Raw genomic sequence first — 19,216 nt, 5'->3', positions numbered from 1 at the left:
TTATGACCTTAAGAATTGCGGTAACCCCAGGTGAGCCTGCAGGCATTGGCCCAGACTTGCTATTAAAACTGGCACAGCATAGCTGGGATGCGCAACTAGTAGCGATTGCAGATGCATCGCTACTAAAACAGCGCGCTAAGCATTTAGGTTTAAACATTAAATTAATTGAATTTGATGAACAAGCCAAAGCAATGCCAACAGCAGCAGGCAGCTTATATATTAAGCAGATTGATTTAGCAGAGCCCGTTGAGCTTGGCGTGCTTAATGACGCCAATGGGCAATACGTGTTAGATACATTACGTATTGCCAGCGAAAAGAATATGGATGGCACATTTGATGCCGTTGTTACGGGGCCTGTTCACAAGGGTATTATTAACCAAGCCGGCATTTCTTTTAGTGGCCATACTGAGTACTTTGCTCAGCAATCAGGTACAGCCGATGTAGTTATGTTATTAGCCACCGAAGGTCTGCGTGTTGCCCTAGTAACAACACATATTCCGCTTGCTTATGTCTCTCGTGCCATTACGCAAGAGCGACTAGTTAAAGTGGCTAATATTCTTAATCATGACTTAAAAACGAAATTTGGTATTGAGCAACCACGCATTTTAGTCTGTGGCTTAAACCCGCATGCTGGTGAAGATGGCCATTTAGGCCGAGAAGAAATCGACACGATTACGCCTACACTTGACATATTAAGAGCTGAGGGGATGAACTTAATCGGTCCTTTACCAGCCGATACGTTATTTCAAGATAAATACCTAAATGAAGCCGATGCAGTGCTGGCTATGTATCACGATCAGGGATTACCTGTGCTAAAATACAAAGGATTTGGTAAGTCAGTGAATATAACTCTCGGCCTTCCATTTATTCGCACCTCAGTCGATCACGGTACTGCGCTTGATTTAGCCGGTACAGGCGATGCTGATGTTGGCAGTTTTGAATTAGCGATCCGCGAAGCAATTAAGCTCGCCCATGAAAAAGCACAGAATCAATGACCGATAAAGTACACTTAGGACACCGCGCCCGTAAACGTTTTGGCCAAAACTTTTTATTCGATGAGTCAATCATCGACAAAATCGTCACCGCTATCGATCCTAAACCGCAAGATAATTTAGTAGAAATTGGCCCAGGTCTAGGCGCTATTACCGAGCCTGTTGCAGATTTAAGTGGCCATTTAACGGTTGTTGAGCTAGATAAAGATTTAGCCCAGCGTTTAATTGAACACCCATTTTTAGGGCCAAAATTAACCGTAAACCAAGGCGATGCAATGAAGTTTGATTTTGCAAGCTTGGTTAAAGATGACAAAAAGCTAAAAGTATTCGGCAACCTGCCGTACAATATTTCAACGCCTTTGTTGTTTCACCTGTTTGAATTTGCCGATCATATTGAGCACATGCACTTTATGCTGCAAAAAGAAGTGGTAAAGCGCATGGTAGCAGGCCCTGGTAGTAAAACCTTTGGTCGCTTGAGTGTGATGACTCAGTATTATTGTCATGCGATGCCTGTGGTAGAGGTACCGCCTGAATGCTTTAAACCGGCACCTAAAGTCGATTCTGCGGTGATTCGCTTAATCCCTAAAAAGGCACAGCAGCGCACCGCTAAAAGCGTTAAAATATTAAACACCGTTTGTTTAGAAGCGTTTAATCAGCGCCGTAAAACGTTGCGTAACAGCCTTGGCAACCTTCTAACCGCTGACGAATTAACCAGCATTGGCATTGATATTACTTTGCGAGCTGAGAGCCTGTCGTTACAACAATTTATTGATATAGCTAACTGGATTTATGACAACAAGCAGTAATATAGGATCACCTGTAAAGGTATCTGTTGAAACGTTTTATGTAGAAGAGCAATCGCAACCTGAACTAGATAAGTTTGTGTTCGCCTACTCCGTTACTATAAAAAACCACAGTTTATGCAGTGCAAAGCTACTTAGCCGTTATTGGCTAATTACTGATGCCAATGGCAAAGAAGTAGAAGTGCAAGGCGAAGGTGTGGTGGGTGAAACCCCAGATATAGCCCCAGGTGAAAGCTACAAATATACCAGTGGTGCAATAATAGATACACCGGTAGGCACCATGCAGGGACATTACACTTTACGTAACGAGTTTGGTGCTGAATTTAAAGCCCCCATAAACGTATTCCGCTTAGCCTGCCCTAATATCCTACACTGATAAAAACAGGTAACAATGGCCGACTACGCAATAGGTGATTTACAAGGCTGCTTTGACGAATTTAGTTTATTGTTAAAGCAAGTCGACTTTAACCCTAGCAAAGATCACCTATATTTAGTGGGTGATATTGTCGCTCGCGGCCCAGACTCTAAAGCGTGCCTTGATTATATTTATCAACATCAAGACAGCGTTAGCGTCACATTAGGCAATCATGACTTACACATGATTGCCTGTTATTTAAATAACGTTACACCTAACCCCAAAGACAAACTCACTGCACTGTTTAACAGTAGTAAACTGCCCCACTACATCGCGTTTTTACAAACTCAGCCTTTAGCGCTTTATTTAGAACAATATAATTGTTTTATTTCTCATGCAGGCCTTAACCCTGATTGGTCGTGCGAGCAAGCCATTAAGCACGCTCAATTTGCGCAGCAATGCTATGGTTCTGATAACACTAAGTTCTTCTTAAAAAACATGTATCAGCCTCACCCGCTAAAATGGACGGAGCAACTTGATGATGCTGCTAAATTTCGTTACATCGTTAATTATTTCACTCGCATGCGCTTTATTACGCCTGATAATTTGCTCGATTTTAATGCAAAAGAAGCAACAACAAATTCATCATCACTAATTCCTTGGTTTTCTCATCCTGCCATTATGAACGCTCAACATGACCTAATTTTTGGACACTGGGCAGCACTTGAAGGCAAAACGCCCTACAACCACCTTTATGCTCTAGACACGGGTTGCGTATGGGGTGGCTCAATGACACTAATAGAACTGCAAAGTAAGCAAAAATTTTCAGAAAAATCACAACTTTTGTCTAAATAAACTGAAAAAAGTTAATACATCTGTTAAGTTTAAGAGTGGATGTTAAATTGTATAATTACAAAACATTCACAATAATGTGTAAAAAATAGCAATGCTCTTATAATTGAGTTAAACATAGACAGTAAACGAGTGTTATTGCCTATATTATTTTTTATCTTTAATAAAAGACTTAGTTTGTAATTAAGTTTTGCGGTAAATTTAGCAACTAACTATTAACAGTAAAAATTAATTATTTTTAATTACTTAACTTATTGTTGAAAGCGCCGATAAGTTTTAATAGACATATTTTTGAATGGAAAACCATATGAATCTAACAGTGAGTCAACGTATTTGGGGTGGTTTTATATTTATCACTTTATTACTTTTAATTATTGGCGGTAACTCTTTAATAAAAATAGCAAATATAGATCGTTCAACTCAAAAAGTTAATCAGCTATCGCTTCCTGCATTAAACAAGAGCGCTCAGTTACAAGCTGAATTTATTTTGATGAGTAAAGCCGCTCAAGCTAGTTTCCATATAACATCGGCTCAAGAACTCGCCACGTTAAAAGCGCAAATAGAAGAGCAAAAACAAATATTTAATAAATTGCACCGCGAACTACAACAAGTTGTTAAAGACGATCCACAGTTAAACAAAAGCAGCCTTGAAGTTGAAAAAACCTACTTAAGTTTTTTAAACATTATAGAGAGTCTGCTGAAAGACAAAAACACTCAGTTAGTGCTTAATAAAAAGCTCAAAGCTCAATTAGAAACTGTTGAACTCGCGGCTGAAGACGCTAACTCTATGGTACTTGATATTATTGATATTGATGGCTTAGAAGATAACCACCCGCGTGCTTACCAAGCAGCTAATAACCTTGAAAATAACTTTATGTCTGTGGTTACCAGCAGCACCGACATGCTAACCGTTAAAACGCTTAACACGCTCGATATTATCAAAAACGAGCAAGTGTATTACTTTGAAGAAGTCGTTCGTACCGTTTCATTAATAAAGCCGGCGATAGAGCAAAGTCACAGCAGCTTGTTTAATGACTTAAAGGGTTATGTAGATACCCTAGAGAGCAATATTTTAGGTAACGATAGCCTTTCAGCGAATAAAAAACGCCTTATTGACGCAATAAGCACAACCGAGCGTGAATTAGCAGAGTCTGAAAAAGCGACTAGAACAGCGCTTAGCCAAATTGACGAATTAGTATTACAAGCCAGTGGCGTTGCATTTACATTACAAGAAGGCGTACGTAGTGACGTAAACTCAGCTAATTTATGGACATGGATAGGTATGATCATTGCGACTATTATCGCTGTGCTTGTAGCCATCATTACGGTTAACCGTATTACTAAGCCATTAGCGGAAGTAAATCGTATTCTAGATATTGTTGCCAGTGGTGATATGACTCAACGCTTAGATGACAGCGCAAAAGATGAATTTGGTGAATTATCGAAAAGTTGTAATACCTTAATTGATAGTTTACGTAGCTTAATCACCGGTATTATTTCACGTTCAACACAACTTGCAGCCGCTTCTGAGCAAACCTCAACAATTACCGGTGAATCAAGCAAAGCAATCAGTAATCAGCAAGCGCAAGTAGAGCAAGCAGCAACCGCAACCACTGAAATGAGCAGCACATCACAAACAGTGAGTAATAGTGCACAACAAGCACTGAGCGAAATTAAAAATGCCGATAAAGAAGCGGAGCGCGTTAAAGGTATTTCAAATCAAAATAAAGCAACCATTGAGCAACTCGCCTACGAGGTAGACGAAGCATCAAGTGTTATCAATAAACTACACAAAGATAGCGCATCAATTGGTAGTATTTTAGATGTTATTCGCGGTATTGCCGAGCAAACTAACTTACTCGCACTTAATGCAGCGATTGAGGCTGCGCGTGCCGGCGAGCAAGGCAGAGGCTTCGCCGTGGTAGCTGATGAAGTAAGATCACTTGCAAGTAAAACACAAGAGTCGACCCAAGAAATTCAATCTATGATTGAGTCACTACAGTCGGGCGCTGAAGAAGCGGTTAAAGCTATGGAAAAAGGTAAAGAACGCGCGGTTTCATGTGTTGAGCAAAGTGACTTAGCCAACAGTGCACTGGATTCAATTACCCTTGCAGTATCACAAGCGCATAATGTCAGTGAAGAGATATCAACAGCAGCACAAGAGCAACAACAAGTATCACAAGAGATCAGTGAGCACTTAGAGTCTATTGTTGCTATTGCCGAGCAAACAGCAGAAGGCGCTGTACAAACGAATATTTCAAGTTCAGAAGTGGCTAAATTAGCCGAAGAACTAAGAATATCAGTAGAGAACTTTAAAGTATAAATATCGCGCTGTAAGTAGCCTTAGAGCTACTTACAGCTCATACCCTAGTAAGTCAGCGTAAAGCCCCCTTATTCCTCTTCAGGCATACTTAAACAGCTCATAACCGCACTCTAAATACACAACACCAAACGACTTAGCTCGTAAAATTATTTAATGCTCATACTCTTTATGTTTTTTAGTTATAAACAACTGATGCCATTATCTACGGAATAATTCGTGGCGCTTAACAAAAGCCAATTAGCGATTTAATTCAATGGGTATCATTACGGTGATATGGTTTCGGTGGATGATAGAGCAGATTTTAAAAACAAAAAACCCAGCATAAGCTGGGTTTTTACATTTCTGAAAGAAAACTAAATTACTTGATTTTAGCTTCTTTGAAAATCACATGTTTACGAGCCTTAGGATCGAATTTTTTGATTTCCATTTTTTCAGGCATGTTACGCTTGTTCTTGTCGGTAGTGTAGAAAAAACCAGTACCAGCAGTTGAAACTAAACGGATCTTATCGCGCATAATTCAGTTCCTTAAACTTTTTCGCCACGAGCACGGATTTCAGTAAGAACCGTGTCAATGCCTTTTTTATCGATAATACGCATACCTTTAGTAGTAGTGCGTAATGTTACAAAACGTTTTTCACTTTCAACCCAAAAACGGTGTGTTTGTAGGTTAGGTAGGAAACGACGTTTAGTCGCGTTTCTCGCGTGTGAACGGTGGTTACCAACCGCTGGACGCTTACCTGTAACTTGACATACTTTAGACATGTCTATATATCTCCAATAACTTCGCTCGAGCTTAATTTTCCCTAAGGCCATGTATTTGTGCCCTAGAGATAAATCGAAGGGCGCTCTTTATACAGCTTTTACAGGCAAAGATCAAATACTGATCTTATCCAACCAGCTCATGTGTAAATTTGATAGCGGCTAATTATAAAGATCGAATGCCCTTAGGGAAAGTAAAAACTGCATTTAAATTAAACTAATTTGCCAAAACGCACTAAACCGCTCATTTTTAGCACATATCTGAAGCGATAAACTCAAATCAGTCCCCGTTCGGCAAACGAAACACTGCTTTCACCACCAATAATAATATGATCCAACACATTTATGTCGACTAATTGCAGTGCTTGGCACAACTTATTGGTAATGAGCTTATCGGCCTGACTCGGTTCTGCAATACCACTGGGGTGATTATGTGAAAAAATAACCGCCGCCGCATTATTTTTCAGTGCCGCCTTTACCACTTCACGCGGATATACACTGGCCGCATTAATTGTGCCGTAAAATAATATTTCATCTTTTAATAAACGATTTTGACTATCAAGGTACAACACCATAAATACCTCTTGCTGCAATCCACGCATTTGCAGCGTTAAATAGTCATAAACGGCTTGTGGGGAGTTAAAAACGGCGTCGCGCACAAAGCCCTCTTGCATATATCGCTGGCTTAGTTCAAGTACTGCTTGTAGCTGAACATATTTAGCCATTCCCAAGCCTTTTTGCGCACAAAATTCATCCATACTGGCATTAAACAAATTATGCAGGGTTTTATTTTCGTTGATCAGATGCTGCGCCAACTCTATGGCATTCATGCCGGGTAGGCCCGTGCGCAAAAATATAGCTAATAGTTCAGCATCAGAGAGTGCCTTTGCGCCCTTTTCTAGCAGTTTTTCTCGCGGGCGGAGCGAATTAGGCAGTGACGTTAATTGCATGATTCATCCTTGAAAGATTACTGTACTGTATAACTGTAATGCAAAATCAAAAATTAGCGCGATAAAACGCATTTTATCTTAGCTGTCACGCTCAAGATTTGTTATTTTAGCCACAATATTTTATAAAATTGATGAACAACCATGATTAATTTAACAAATAAAAAAATAGTGCTGGGTATTAGCGGTGGAATTGCAGCGTATAAATGTGCTGAACTCGTAAGACGCTTAAAAGACCATGGTTGTGACGTTAAAGTAGTAATGACCGAATCAGCAAAACATTTTATCACCCCGCTAACCATGCAAGCTGTGAGTGGTGAAATGGTGTCTGACTCGTTGCTAGACCCATCAGCCGAAGCCGCTATGGGGCACATTGAATTTGCAAAATGGGCTGATTTAATTTTAGTTGCCCCTGCCACCAGCAATATTATTGCGAAAATGGCCGCAGGGATTGCTGACGACTTGCTCACGACTTTATTACTGGCGACCCCCGCAAAAGTTGCCATCGCACCAGCTATGAATCAGCAAATGTACGCACACCTTGCAACGCAAACTAATATAGCCACTTTAAAGGCTCGTGGCGTTGCTGTTTGGGGGCCAAGTAAGGGTGAGCAAGCTTGTGGTGATGTCGGTGCTGGTCGAATGCTTGAACCGCATGAATTAGTGAGTTTATGCACTGAACCTGCGCAACCACAACTCTTAGCAGGTAAAACAATTACAATTACTGCAGGCCCAACCCGTGAACCTCTCGATCCTGTTCGTTTTATATCAAATCATAGCTCTGGAAAAATGGGCTATGCACTGGCGCAAGCTGCGTTATCATTTGGCGCACACGTGAACTTAATCTCAGGCCCGGTAACTATTACAGCACCGCAAGGTGTTAATTTAATTAATATAGAAAGTGCTGAACAGTTACTGCATGAGTCACTCAAATATGCGCCTCACTCAGATGCCTTTATTGGTTGTGCCGCTGTGGCCGATTATCGTGCAGCAAGTATCGCCACGCAAAAAATGAAAAAACAAGGCGATGAACTCACTCTTAGCTTAGTTAAAAACCCAGATGTAATAGCCGCGGTTGCAAACCTCACACAAAAACGCCCTTACACCGTCGGCTTCGCCGCAGAAACGCAGAACGTTGCTAATTACGCAAAGGGGAAACTAACCAATAAAAACCTCGATATGATTTGTGCCAACGATGTATCGCAAAGTGACTTGGGCTTCAATTCAGAGCGTAACGCACTCACTCTTTACTGGCAAAATGAACAACTCGATTTACCTGAAAGCAGTAAAATAGAAATAGCGGTTAAAGTGATCGAGCAGCTCGCCAAACGATTATAAAAAGGCTGGAAACAAACTGAATAAAACATTAACATGATGACGCCTTGTGACCTTTTAGTGTAATTTTACTGCGCTAAAATAGCTTAACGCTTGCGCATTACTAATGTATCGCTGTAATACGTGCAAAAACACCCCATTGAGTATTGCGCGCTGTAACACTTGGCACAAAGCTGTGTTATCGCACATTTATGTTGAAAAAAATAACTATTAAAAAGGAATGTTCATGCCTGCGACAAAAAAAAGTAATCGCAAAGAGCAAATACTGCAAGCACTCGCACAAATGTTAGAAACCAGCCCAGGCCAGCGTATTACAACAGCCAAACTTGCCGCAGAAGTTGGCGTATCTGAAGCCGCTCTTTATCGCCACTTTCCTAGTAAAGCGCGCATGTTTGAAGGGTTAATTGAATTTATTGAAGACACGCTGCTATCACGTATTAATCTTATTTTAGATAACGAGAAAGAAAGTAAAGCACGTGTATACAACACCCTATTACTGCTGCTAACGTTTGCCGAAAAAAACCCAGGCATAACCCGTATATTAACAGGCGATGCTCTACAGGGTGAACAAGAGCGACTTCGTGAGCGTGTACAAGGCTTATTTGAAAAGCTGGAAACCCAATTTAAACAAATTCTTAGAGAGCGTAAGCTACGTGAAGGTAAAAACTTCCAAAGCGATGAGTTAACCCTAGCTAACTTTTTGCTTGCCTACGTTGAAGGTAAAATGAATCAGTTTGTGCGCAGTAATTTTAGTGCACGACCTAGCGAGCAATTTGAAAAACAATGGCCAGAGCTTCAAAAAATTTGGTTATAAGGTTTTAGTTAATTTTGCTAGCAAGGTTATTAAATTAAACTATTTAGCCATTTCTTATAATCTATTCCACATAAACTCTGTGTTCTTTTTATAAATTAGACTTAAAAATAAATTTGAACACAGAGCTGAAAGTAAAAAAATTGAAAACCACAATTAAACTTCCGCTTCCCTAACTTTTTACGGATACTTAGCACCTCGCATCCCGTAGCCCGAAAGTTTTACCTTTTACCTTTTACCTTTTACCTTATATTTTTAACCTCTCATCTCTGCCCTGCTACCACTTATCGTATCTACTCGAATTGTTATTAAAACTCGTTACAATAAAATAATGTTAAAAAACGAGAATCTATAATGAAAACACAACTCACTCTTGTAGGCTGTGCACTTATTACCAGCTTAACGAGCGCCAGTGCTTTAGCTAATAAGCCACTAGAATTTAAAGATGTATTTGATTTTAAATCTGCAAAAGGCACGCAGCTTTCTGAAAATGGTCAAATCCTTTCTTTAAGTGCAACCCCTTATCGCGGGAATGCTACAGGGAAAGTCTACTCACTCAATAGCAATAAGCTTATTGCTGAAGTGGAACGAGGAACCCGTCCTACCATTAGCAAAATGGCAAACTGGGTCGCATTTACGCAGGTGCCTACTCTGCTTGAAAAAGAAACCACTAAGAAAAAAAGTGACTTAAAAAATAACTTAGTATTAGTGAATACCCAAACCGGTGAGCAGCAAAGCTTTAATAATGTAAAAGATTACGTGCTAGCTAATAACGGCCAGTGGCTGGCCTATCGCAAAAATGAAAACGCTGAAGAAGACGATAAAAAGCTCGACAGCGACAGCGCTATCACTGCCGACAAAAAAGATAAAAGCTATCCGCTGGTTATCATCAACTTAAGTGACAAACGCACTCATACTCTTGAAAGTGCCTTTACCTATGGCATTAGTGCCACCAGCGATCAACTATTGGTGAGTCAAAGCTATGTTGATGGCGGCAATAATCAAATTACCTTATTTTCACTCGATAATTTTACCAGCACCGTATTAATTGATGAACCTGGTGTGGTTGCTAGCAAAATAGCGTGGCACCCAATCGAAAAAACCGTTGCGTTTACCTTAGGCAACTATGTAAACGATGATAAGCGTCGTCGTCAGTACGAATTAACGCTGTGGCAAAACGAGACGCTTATAACTGTGCAATCACCTAACCCAGAATGGTTAATGGGCAAAACCGCGACATTAACTTGGGCCGAAGATGGTACACGTTTATACTTTGAAAACCGCCCAAAACTCGCTGCAAAAGTTAAACAAAAAGAATACACAGATGAGTCATCACTGTATGACTTTGAGGTAATTCGCGACCATAAAGGGCTAAATGTATGGCACAACAATGATGCACAAATAAAACCGCGCGAAGAACAGCAATGGAATGAAAATAATAAAAATCGTCATTACACTGCGGTATACCATGTAAACTCACAGCAAGTCGTTCAGTTAAGCACCCCAAATATGCCTGAGCTGGCGCTTAATACTGAGCGTGCCACGTCATTGTTAGGCTACTCAAATTTAGCGCATCTTGAAAAAGTAATGTACGGCGGTTTTTTTGCTGACTACTTTGCTGTTGATATAAACACGGGTAAACAAACTCCTATCATTAACGATTATCCATTTAGGCCGAGCCTTGCGCCTAATGGGCAGTTTGCTGCTTACTTTGATAATAACCAAGTACAGCTTAAAAACTTAGGTAATAACAAAGTGAGCGTACTCAGCAAGGCGATTAACGCCACGTTTGCAGATGACAAACACGACTATCCATCCAAGCAGCCTGGTTATGGTTTTGCAGGCTGGCTTAACGATAGCAGCGAAATACTGGTTTATAGTAAATATGATATTTGGTCGTTTAATGTAAATACCAAGCAAGCCAAACGCTTAACTAATGGTAAACAAAGTAATACTCAGTACAGAGTAATCAAGCTTGATAAAAACCAAGTGGGCTTTAACAGCAATGATACTCTTTTGCTCTCTGCAATTAACTTACAAAGTAAGCAAAGTGAGGTGGCTAAACTTAATTTAACAACGCTTAACGTTACTAAAGTACTCACAGGTAATAAGCGTTTTGATGTAATTAAAAAAGCCAAAAATGCCGATAAATACTTATTTACTGAGCAAACCTATCAGCAATTTCCAGACATTTATCAAACAGACTCTAACTTTAAACAACCACAACGCGTAACTAACCTTAACCCTCAGATAAGCAACTTTGCTTGGGGACAAGCACCTGAACTTATTAGCTATAAAGGCTTTGATGGAGAAGATTTACAAGGGGTATTAATCAAACCTGCCGGCTATAAAAAAGGCGATAAAGTACCGGTTGTGGTGTACTTTTACCGCTATATGAGCCAGCGCATGTATGACTTTCCAAAAATGGAATTAAATCATCGCCCTAACTTTCCGATGTTTACATCAAATGGCTACGCCATCTTTTTACCTGATATTCGCTTTGAAATAGGACACCCTGGTAAATCCTCAACGCAAACCATGATCAACGCCACCCAAAAGCTGATTGATTTAGGCATTGCCGACCCAGATAAAATAGGTTTACAAGGCCACTCTTGGGCGGGTTATCAAAGTGCATTTATGATCACCCAAACTGATATGTTTAAAGCAGTGGTATCGGGCGCGCCAGTGTCTAACATGACCAGTGCTTACAGTGGCATTCGCTTAAAATCTGGACTTGCACGCCAATTTCAATACGAAACAGGGCAAAGCCGTATTGGTAAAAATTTATTTGAAGCACCTGAGCTTTATATTGAAAACTCACCGGTATTTTTTGCCGATAAAGTAAACACGCCTATCTTAATTATGTTTGGCGACAAAGATGATGCGGTGCCATGGCATGAAGGCGTGCAATATTACTTAGCGCTTCGCCGCGCAGGTAAAGATGCAACCTTTTTACAATACGAAGGTGAACCACACCACTTGAAAAAATTTCCTAATCAGGTCGATTTTTCAGTGCGTATGATGCAGTACTTTGATCATTATCTTAAAGGCAAACCGGCCGCTAAGTGGATGAAAGAAGGTGAAGCGTTTATCGAAGAGTAACCACTAGAAGTTAAAAACCCCGATTGCACTGCGTGATATCGGGGTTTTTAACTATATAATCATCATCACTTTAAAGAGAGTGTCCAAAGTAATAATGTGCCCGTCATATCTCTAGCTGAAAATCTACTCGCTATCACTGCAATGCTGAACTGTATTTTGCATACAAAAATAGCGCAAGTTAGATAACCCTTTCTTTTTGTAGTTATTTACTCGGTACTTTTATATGAGCGGGTTATGAGTAATAATCAGTGAATAAAAAAGACACAGTCTAAGAGAAATAAAGCATGCTAGATTTTTGGTACAAAGGACTACCACAGTATCCAAAAGATCATAAAGACTTTTGGCGCACACGCTTAATTGCTCATTCATTATTAACGGCAACCTGCTACTTTTTAGTTTTAACCCTACTCAACCTGTTCTACTTTCACAGTTACGATATTGCCGCCATTGATGCATTAGGCTTAGTTATATCATTAGCTATTTATGGCTGGTTTAGTAAAACTGCAAATGTAAGTGCTGCGGCATGGGCGGTTACATTTATGGTTGTTAGTTTAATAATGACATTTGTTATCTCTGTCGGTGGCCTTGCTCACTCTTTATTTTGGGCAACACTTATTCCCCCTTTTGCGTTTTTTTTAGTGGGTAGAAATTGGGGAAGCATTTTTAGCGCCATTGCTTTTTGTATTTGTGCTTACCTAACTTATAAGCAACAACAGCTAACCGTCACTATCGGGCTGGGCTCTTTATTTAATATCATTGAGGTCAGCATTGCCCATATCTTAATTTTCAGATTTTATGAAAAAACACGTTTTTCTGCATATGCGCATTTAACAACCCGTAATATAGAGATTCAACATCTCGCTGAAACAGATAAACTCACAGGGCTTTATAATAGGCAAAAATTTGACTATGCATTGTCGCAAGTCATTACCAGCAGCAAAGAAACAAAAACCACAAACTGCTTATTCATTTGTGACATTGATCACTTTAAGAAAATAAACGACGCCTATGGTCATTTAGTCGGTGATAAAGTGTTAGCTGAGTTTGCTAAACTAATTAAAAGTAGCATGCCCAACCATTCATTAATTGCGCGTTGGGGGGGAGAAGAGTTTACTATTATTTTGCCAAATACCTCACTGACCAATGCATTAGCACAAGCAAACGCGTTAAAAGACTATATTTCGACACACCCTGTTGCCAACATTCAGCTAACCATAAGCATAGGGGTAGCTACCATCAGTTCTGATGATTCAGTTATTAGCGTGTTAGAACGTGCCGATAGCGCACTATACGAAGCTAAAAATAATGGTCGTAATTCAGTTTATTTTAGCGACAATAAACTAACGATAGTCGCTTCAGCTAGCCTCTTATAACTAAGTAAGATAGCCAATTAATGTATCGACACACACCAAACTAATTATAAAGAACCAATAACAGCACAAAAAAACCAGACTAAAAACCCATTAAAACTGACTTTTAAACTCAGTTCGCGTATTCTTAACCCCCTGATTTGAATAACCCCTATACCAAAATGAGCAACGCCACTCCCCCCTTCTCTATTTCAGCTAGCATGACTCACAGTATGGTAAATATTAGTGAAGTTTTAGGTAAAATCAGTGCCTTATATTCGCCAGCAATGCTTGAGCACTATAAGCAACAAAAAACCGCCTCCCTGCAAATCAATAACCTTGATATTCAATCAATATCATCTGGCCTATCAACCCCTGATAGCTTATTAGCCTTGCATCGAAGCTTAATCAAAGATCTGAGTGAAAAATCGGGCAGTTATAGGCAGCAAAGTTTAGCGTTAAAAAGTGGTTTGCAAATGGCACCACAAGCAATGCGAGTACCACAAATGGTAGAGGAGTTATTTGCTTGGTTTAAAACAACCGCGCATCATCCTTTAATCAGTAGTGCAGTATGCCATTATGAATTACAGTTTATTCAACCTTTTGCACAGGGTAATACTGAAATAGCGTGTACGTGGCAAACCCTGCAATTATCGCAGTGGCATTCGCTATTTTCACTAATAAATATTAACAATGTTATAGCGATAACTCGCCGACATTATTTTGAAAGCATTAATCTTAGTACCAAGTCCGGTGACTCATCCGTGTTTATTGAGTATATATTGGAAGCATTATTAGCGGCACTAAAGTCATTAGAAAGTGATTTAAAATCAATAACAAAAACCAAAAACCCCCAACAAACCCCTCAAGTTAAAGAGGCTATAAATGTAGACTTACAAGCCCCCCAAGTCATCGCTTTAATAAATATATTTATCCAAAGCGAAAAGCCACTAAACCGACAAGAGCTACAAAATTTACTTGGATTAAAAGACCGTAAACATTTTAGAGAGCGTTACTTAAAGCCAGCCATTGAGGCTGGAATTATAGAAATGACTATTCCCGAAAAACCAAATAGCAAAATGCAGCAGTATAAACTTACCCAGACGAGTTAAAAACTTAAGTTATAAACAGAGTAGGAATAAACGCCACCTCAAAGATGAAGTGGCGTGTTAATACGCTGTTTGCAGCGAAATTTTATAATTGATTAAAAACGACTACGCGTACTGCCCGGCGGCAAATCCACAGCTCCACGCATATTGGAAATTATAGCCTCCTAGCCAACCCGTTACATCGGTTACTTCGCCAATAAAGTATAAGCCTTTGGCTTTTTTAGCCTCAAATGTCTTTGAGCTCAACTCGTCGGTATCTACGCCGCCTAAAGTAACCTCTGCGGTTCTGTAACCCTCGGTACCATTTGGTTTAATTTGCCACGCATGAATATAATCAGCAAGCGCGTCTATTTGGCCATGCGTCAGTTGATTAATATTACAATCGGGAATGGCGTTACTGTCGTGGAGTATTTCTACAAAGCGCTTAGGTAGGATAGTCGCAAGGCTATTTTTCAACGATTTTTGCGCTTGTGTTTCTCGCCAATCAGCTAGCTGTTGCTTTAAATCTATTTCAGGCAGTAAATTGATCGTTACCGCCTGACCTGCTCGCCAAAATGAGCTTATTTGCAATATAGCAGGCCCAGATAGCCCACGATGAGTAAATAAAATATTCTCTTTAAATACGGTGCCATCTTCGCTTGCAACTTCACAAGGAATACTAATACCCGAAAGCCCTTCAAAACGGTCTTTATCGTGCTGATGTAAGGTAAAGGGAACTAAAGCAGCCATAGTCGGCAATATCTTTAAGCCAAATTGCTCTGCAATTTTATAGCCGATTGGCGTAGCACCCAGTTTAGGCATGGTTAACCCACCCGATGCAACCACAAGCGACTCACAAGTAAGTGTTTCTTGTTCAGTGGTCACACTATAGCCGGTAGCTGTTTTAGCGACATTTAACACTTCGCTGCGCAGTTTAATAGTAACGCCCGCCCACTCACACTCGGTTAGTAAAATATCAACAATGTCTTGTGCGCTATTGTCACAAAATAATTGCCCGAGTGTCTTATGGTGATATGCCAAACCATGTCGGTCTACAAGCTCTACAAAGTCGTGCTGCGTATAACGACTTAAGCACGATTTTACAAAATGGGGGTTTGCGCATAAATAGTTGCTAGGGCTTGCATTTTCATTGGTAAAATTACAACGCCCACCGCCACTAATTAAAATTTTACGTCCTGGCTTTTTACCCATATCAAGTACTGTGACGCTTCGACCGCGATACCCTGCTTGTGCCGCACACATTAAACCAGCGGCTCCGGCACCAATCACTATCACATCAACGTGAGTCATTTAGTTATCTCTTAAAAACTTTTGTGAATTATAACAAAGTTTCAATAATAACCAGATAGCCAGAGCGTGTTTATCTTAAGCGTAAGCAGGACGAAGAAGCTTTGCTCGATTTTTACTTAGCCCACAAGGTTACAAATCGCGCGCCGCGGTTAACCTCTTCCTAGATTGAACTTATTTTAATCCGCAAAGGTCAACACCCCTTTTGTATTGTTTTTAATTTATCAATAAAAGTTAATTAATGATAAAAAACACCAAAAAAAATCTAATACATTAGGATCGCTAATATCAATAAAACAAATACAAAACAACTGAAAGCGCACTAAATACGCGGTTATAACTAAATGAAATAGGTACATACGTATTTAATATTTCAAAATAGTTAACAGATCATTTACCTTTGTACCCGCTTTGTGGATTTTCACAAATAATAATAAAACTAAGGGTAATTATGACTTCTAATAATTCATTCAAAAAATGCGCTGTTGCGCTAACAATAAGTACACTCTTTGCTGCCAGCTCAAGCATGGCTAACCCAGCGCAAGCAATCGCACCTTCAATGGCAGAAACCTCAGCCAAGTTACTAAATCAAGGTGGCTTTGAGACTCAATTCATCATTAAATATAAAAATAACAACGATATGATGAGTACCTCAACCGCTGATGCATCACCAGCAATGATGAATAAAAAAGCGCAAAGCTTTGTAAAAAACTTCACCTCAAAAAAAGGCAAAGTTAAAGCCAAGTATGTTCGCGCAATGGCACTCAATAACCATCACGTAATGCGTGCCGATAAAAAACTAAACGCTGAAGAGGCCCAGCAGTTCATGCAGGAAATGGTTAATTCGGGTAATGTTGAATATATTGAAGTCGATCAAATGCTAAAACCATTTGCGACACCAAATGACCCGCGTTTTGATGATCAATGGCATTACTATGAGCAAGCCGGTGGACTTAACTTACCAACAGCTTGGGATACGGCAACAGGCAGTGGTGTGGTTGTCGCTGTGCTTGATACGGGCTACCGCCCTCACGCTGATTTAAACGCTAATATTTTACCAGGCTACGATATGATCTCTAATCTATCAGTCGCCAATGATGGCAATGGCCGTGACAACGATGCTCGCGATCCAGGGGATGCGGTTGCAGCTGGTGAATGTGGTAATAACGGTGCACAAGGCTCTAGTTGGCATGGTACTCACGTTGCAGGCACTGTCGCTGCAGTAACGAATAACGGTGAAGGCGTTGCTGGTGTTGCTTATGACGCCAAAGTAGTACCTGTGCGTGTATTGGGTAAATGTGGTGGTTTAACCTCCGATATTGCTGACGGTATCATTTGGGCCTCAGGTGGTAATGTATCGGGTACATCAGCAAATGCTAATCCAGCCGATGTAATTAACATGAGTTTAGGTGGTGCGGGTGCATGTAGTTCAACCACGCAAAATGCCATTAATACCGCTCGTAACAACGGCACAGTTGTTGTTATTGCTGCAGGTAACGATAACGATAATTCTGCAAACTACAACCCAGGTAACTGTAATGGTGTTGTTAATGTTGCATCGGTTGGCCGTAATGGTGGTCGCGCTTATTACTCAAATTACGGAAGTAATATTGATGTGGCAGCACCGGGTGGCGCGCAAAGCTTTGCCAATGATTCTGAAGGTGTTTTATCAACTTACAATTCAGGTTCAACAACACCATCAAGCGACAGTTATGGCTTTTCGCAAGGCACCTCAATGGCGGCTCCTCATGTTGCGGGTGTTGCTGCACTGATCAAACAAGCAAAACCAAACGCGACTCCTGATGAAATAGAAAGTATTTTAAAAACAACCACTCGTCCATTCTCTGCCACGTGTACCAGCTGTGGTACAGGTATTGTTGATGCGGCCGCTGCGGTTGCTGCAGCATCTGGTGGTACACCGCCAACAACGGGTGATAACGAACTTGTTGATGGAGAAGTCAAAACCGGTTTAAGCGGTGCGGCAAGTGCACAAGACTTTTACACTATGACAGTACCAAGTGGTGCAACCAATGTTACTTTCACTATGAGTGGTGGCACAGGGGATGCTGACTTGTATGTACGTGCAGGTAGTAAACCAACCTCAACCACTTATGATTGTCGTCCATATAAAGGTGGAAACAGTGAAGAATGTTCTATTGATAGTCCAACAGCCGGCACTTACCATGTAATGCTGCGTGGTTATTCAGCCTACAGTGGCGTGAGTTTAGTCGGTAACATTACGGGTGGTTCAACAGGTGGTGGTTCAGGTACACCTCAAGCAGGTGGTGGCACAGTGTCTGATATCACAGCAAATGCAGGTCAGTGGAAACATTACACGCTAGATGTACCGGCGGGTATGGCAAGCTTTACTGTTACAACGTCAGGCGGCACCGGTGATGCAGACTTATTTGTAAAATTTGGTAGCCAGCCAACAAGCTCAAGCTATGATTGTCGTCCATATAAAAATGGTAACGCCGAAACTTGTACTTTTAGTAATCCTCAAGCGGGAACATGGCACTTAAGTGTTAATGCGTATCAAACATTTTCTGGTTTAACGCTAAGCGGCCAATACCAGCCATAAAACATCCTCTCTTTAGATAAAAAAAGCCGATACACTGTATCGGCTTTTTATTCTCTGATTAAAGTCGTCAGTTTTAAAGCGTTGCTAAAACAGCTTCAGCACTGCTTATTACAAACTCTTTGTCTTGTTCTACAAATAGACCAGTAACAACACCATTATCAACAACCATCGCGTATCGTTTTGAGCGTATTCCACCAAAGCCTGCGGTATCTTTTTCAAGCCCTAAAGCACGGGTAAAGCTAGCATCACCGTCTGCAAGCATATCTATATGCTCTGCATTTTGTGACTCACCCCACGCTTTCATCACAAATGCATCGTTTACCGATACACAATAGATAGCGTTAATACCTTTAGCCTTAATTTTATCGGCTAGCGCGATATATCCAGGTAAATGAGCATTCGAACACGTTGGTGTAAAAGCGCCTGGCACTGCAAATAACACGACTTTTTTATCTGCAAATAATTCATTGCTTGTCAGTGTTTGCATACCGTCATCGGTTAGCTTAGATAGACTAACTGCGGGTATTGTTTGACCTTGTTCAATCATGTTAAATCCTTTGGGTAATTACGTAGACTTTTAGCATACAGGTTAATATTTACGGTTTCGAGTT

General features: G+C 40.4%; 16 protein-coding genes. 11 read left to right on the top strand and 5 right to left on the bottom strand.

Features of this window, described 5'->3' with window-relative positions:
- The first annotated feature begins 2 nt into the window (after window positions 1-2).
- From pdxA to L641_RS0109335, 5 genes are all read left to right on the top strand, one after another.
- Window positions 3-995: a 4-hydroxythreonine-4-phosphate dehydrogenase PdxA gene (gene pdxA / locus L641_RS0109355; protein ID WP_008113219.1), complete on the top strand. Its 993-nt coding sequence runs from the start codon at window positions 3-5 to the stop codon at window positions 993-995.
- Window positions 992-1,798, top strand: coding sequence for a 16S rRNA (adenine(1518)-N(6)/adenine(1519)-N(6))-dimethyltransferase RsmA (gene rsmA, locus L641_RS0109350; RefSeq protein WP_008113221.1), 807 nt, complete (start codon window positions 992-994; stop codon window positions 1,796-1,798). Before pdxA ends, rsmA begins: the two co-directional genes overlap by 4 nt.
- Window positions 1,782-2,171, top strand: coding sequence for a Co2+/Mg2+ efflux protein ApaG (apaG, locus tag L641_RS0109345; protein ID WP_008113223.1), 390 nt, complete (start codon window positions 1,782-1,784; stop codon window positions 2,169-2,171). The genes rsmA and apaG overlap by 17 nt, the downstream gene beginning before the upstream one ends.
- Before the next feature lie 15 nt (window positions 2,172-2,186).
- Entirely contained in the window at window positions 2,187-3,005 is an 819-nt protein-coding gene (locus tag L641_RS0109340) for a symmetrical bis(5'-nucleosyl)-tetraphosphatase (RefSeq protein WP_024601753.1), read from the top strand.
- Between the two features lie 304 nt (window positions 3,006-3,309).
- A complete protein-coding gene (locus L641_RS0109335; protein ID WP_024601752.1) occupies window positions 3,310-5,325 on the top strand; it encodes a methyl-accepting chemotaxis protein in 2,016 nt (671 codons plus the stop codon).
- Between the two features lie 358 nt (window positions 5,326-5,683).
- Here L641_RS0109335 and rpmG read toward each other — a convergent pair whose 3' ends face one another.
- The 3 genes from rpmG to radC form a co-directional block, all read right to left on the bottom strand.
- Entirely contained in the window at window positions 5,684-5,839 is a 156-nt protein-coding gene (gene rpmG, locus L641_RS0109330; RefSeq protein WP_004587947.1) for a 50S ribosomal protein L33, read from the bottom strand.
- 11 nt (window positions 5,840-5,850) lie between these two features.
- The gene (rpmB, locus tag L641_RS0109325) at window positions 5,851-6,087 is read right to left on the bottom strand and encodes a 50S ribosomal protein L28 (protein ID WP_008464111.1); all 237 of its coding nucleotides are present in this window, start codon (window positions 6,085-6,087) and stop codon (window positions 5,851-5,853) included.
- A 272-nt stretch (window positions 6,088-6,359) separates the two neighbouring features.
- Window positions 6,360-7,034, bottom strand: a complete 675-nt coding sequence (radC, locus tag L641_RS0109320; RefSeq protein WP_013465906.1) for a DNA repair protein RadC — start codon at window positions 7,032-7,034, stop codon at window positions 6,360-6,362.
- 141 nt (window positions 7,035-7,175) lie between these two features.
- Between radC and coaBC the strand changes: the two genes are divergently transcribed.
- The 5 genes from coaBC (at window position 7,176) to L641_RS0109295 (ending at window position 14,740) form a co-directional block, all read left to right on the top strand.
- Window positions 7,176-8,369, top strand: a complete 1,194-nt coding sequence (coaBC, locus tag L641_RS0109315; RefSeq protein WP_024601751.1) for a bifunctional phosphopantothenoylcysteine decarboxylase/phosphopantothenate--cysteine ligase CoaBC — start codon at window positions 7,176-7,178, stop codon at window positions 8,367-8,369.
- A 223-nt stretch (window positions 8,370-8,592) separates the two neighbouring features.
- The gene (gene slmA, locus L641_RS0109310) at window positions 8,593-9,180 is read left to right on the top strand and encodes a nucleoid occlusion factor SlmA (protein WP_008113236.1); all 588 of its coding nucleotides are present in this window, start codon (window positions 8,593-8,595) and stop codon (window positions 9,178-9,180) included.
- Between the two features lie 351 nt (window positions 9,181-9,531).
- On the top strand, window positions 9,532-12,279 hold the full coding sequence (locus L641_RS0109305; RefSeq protein WP_024601750.1) for a prolyl oligopeptidase family serine peptidase: 2,748 nt from the start codon (window positions 9,532-9,534) through the stop codon (window positions 12,277-12,279).
- 284 nt (window positions 12,280-12,563) lie between these two features.
- Window positions 12,564-13,652 carry a GGDEF domain-containing protein gene (locus L641_RS0109300; RefSeq protein WP_024601749.1) on the top strand — a complete coding sequence of 363 codons (1,089 nt, stop codon included), beginning with the start codon at window positions 12,564-12,566 and terminating at the stop codon, window positions 13,650-13,652.
- Window positions 13,653-13,849: 197 nt separating this feature from the next.
- Window positions 13,850-14,740, top strand: coding sequence for a Fic family protein (locus L641_RS0109295; RefSeq protein ID WP_029750364.1), 891 nt, complete (start codon window positions 13,850-13,852; stop codon window positions 14,738-14,740).
- Between the two features lie 102 nt (window positions 14,741-14,842).
- Here the strand turns inward: L641_RS0109295 and L641_RS0109290 are convergent, their stop codons facing one another.
- Window positions 14,843-16,027, bottom strand: coding sequence for an NAD(P)/FAD-dependent oxidoreductase (locus L641_RS0109290; RefSeq protein ID WP_013465912.1), 1,185 nt, complete (start codon window positions 16,025-16,027; stop codon window positions 14,843-14,845).
- A gap of 448 nt (window positions 16,028-16,475) precedes the next feature.
- On the opposite strand from L641_RS0109290, the gene L641_RS0109285 reads away from it, so the two are divergent.
- Window positions 16,476-18,605, top strand: coding sequence for a S8 family peptidase (locus L641_RS0109285; RefSeq protein WP_024601747.1), 2,130 nt, complete (start codon window positions 16,476-16,478; stop codon window positions 18,603-18,605).
- Window positions 18,606-18,678: 73 nt separating this feature from the next.
- Here L641_RS0109285 and L641_RS0109280 read toward each other — a convergent pair whose 3' ends face one another.
- The gene (locus L641_RS0109280) at window positions 18,679-19,152 is read right to left on the bottom strand and encodes a peroxiredoxin (protein ID WP_013465916.1); all 474 of its coding nucleotides are present in this window, start codon (window positions 19,150-19,152) and stop codon (window positions 18,679-18,681) included.
- Window positions 19,153-19,216 lie beyond the last annotated feature (64 nt).

This window comes from Pseudoalteromonas sp. TB41 (genome assembly GCF_000497975.1).
GTDB classification, from domain to species: Bacteria; Pseudomonadota; Gammaproteobacteria; order Enterobacterales; family Alteromonadaceae; genus Pseudoalteromonas; species Pseudoalteromonas tetraodonis.
Note: the sequence above shows the minus strand (reverse complement) of the source record. Positions and strands in the feature narration are given on the sequence as shown.

Excerpts from the sequence above, each read along its gene's own strand:
- pdxA (WP_008113219.1), top strand. The coding sequence starts at position 3 with ATGACCTTAAGAATTGCGGTAACCCCAGGTGAGCCTGCAGGCATTGGC.
- rsmA (WP_008113221.1), top strand. The coding sequence starts at position 992 with ATGACCGATAAAGTACACTTAGGACACCGCGCCCGTAAACGTTTTGGC.
- apaG (WP_008113223.1), top strand. The coding sequence starts at position 1,782 with ATGACAACAAGCAGTAATATAGGATCACCTGTAAAGGTATCTGTTGAA.
- L641_RS0109340 (WP_024601753.1), top strand. The coding sequence starts at position 2,187 with ATGGCCGACTACGCAATAGGTGATTTACAAGGCTGCTTTGACGAATTT.
- L641_RS0109335 (WP_024601752.1), top strand. The coding sequence starts at position 3,310 with ATGAATCTAACAGTGAGTCAACGTATTTGGGGTGGTTTTATATTTATC.
- rpmG (WP_004587947.1), bottom strand. The coding sequence starts at position 5,839 with ATGCGCGATAAGATCCGTTTAGTTTCAACTGCTGGTACTGGTTTTTTC.
- rpmB (WP_008464111.1), bottom strand. The coding sequence starts at position 6,087 with ATGTCTAAAGTATGTCAAGTTACAGGTAAGCGTCCAGCGGTTGGTAAC.
- radC (WP_013465906.1), bottom strand. The coding sequence starts at position 7,034 with ATGCAATTAACGTCACTGCCTAATTCGCTCCGCCCGCGAGAAAAACTG.
- coaBC (WP_024601751.1), top strand. The coding sequence starts at position 7,176 with ATGATTAATTTAACAAATAAAAAAATAGTGCTGGGTATTAGCGGTGGA.
- slmA (WP_008113236.1), top strand. The coding sequence starts at position 8,593 with ATGCCTGCGACAAAAAAAAGTAATCGCAAAGAGCAAATACTGCAAGCA.
- L641_RS0109305 (WP_024601750.1), top strand. The coding sequence starts at position 9,532 with ATGAAAACACAACTCACTCTTGTAGGCTGTGCACTTATTACCAGCTTA.
- L641_RS0109300 (WP_024601749.1), top strand. The coding sequence starts at position 12,564 with ATGCTAGATTTTTGGTACAAAGGACTACCACAGTATCCAAAAGATCAT.
- L641_RS0109295 (WP_029750364.1), top strand. The coding sequence starts at position 13,850 with ATGACTCACAGTATGGTAAATATTAGTGAAGTTTTAGGTAAAATCAGT.
- L641_RS0109290 (WP_013465912.1), bottom strand. The coding sequence starts at position 16,027 with ATGACTCACGTTGATGTGATAGTGATTGGTGCCGGAGCCGCTGGTTTA.
- L641_RS0109285 (WP_024601747.1), top strand. The coding sequence starts at position 16,476 with ATGACTTCTAATAATTCATTCAAAAAATGCGCTGTTGCGCTAACAATA.
- L641_RS0109280 (WP_013465916.1), bottom strand. The coding sequence starts at position 19,152 with ATGATTGAACAAGGTCAAACAATACCCGCAGTTAGTCTATCTAAGCTA.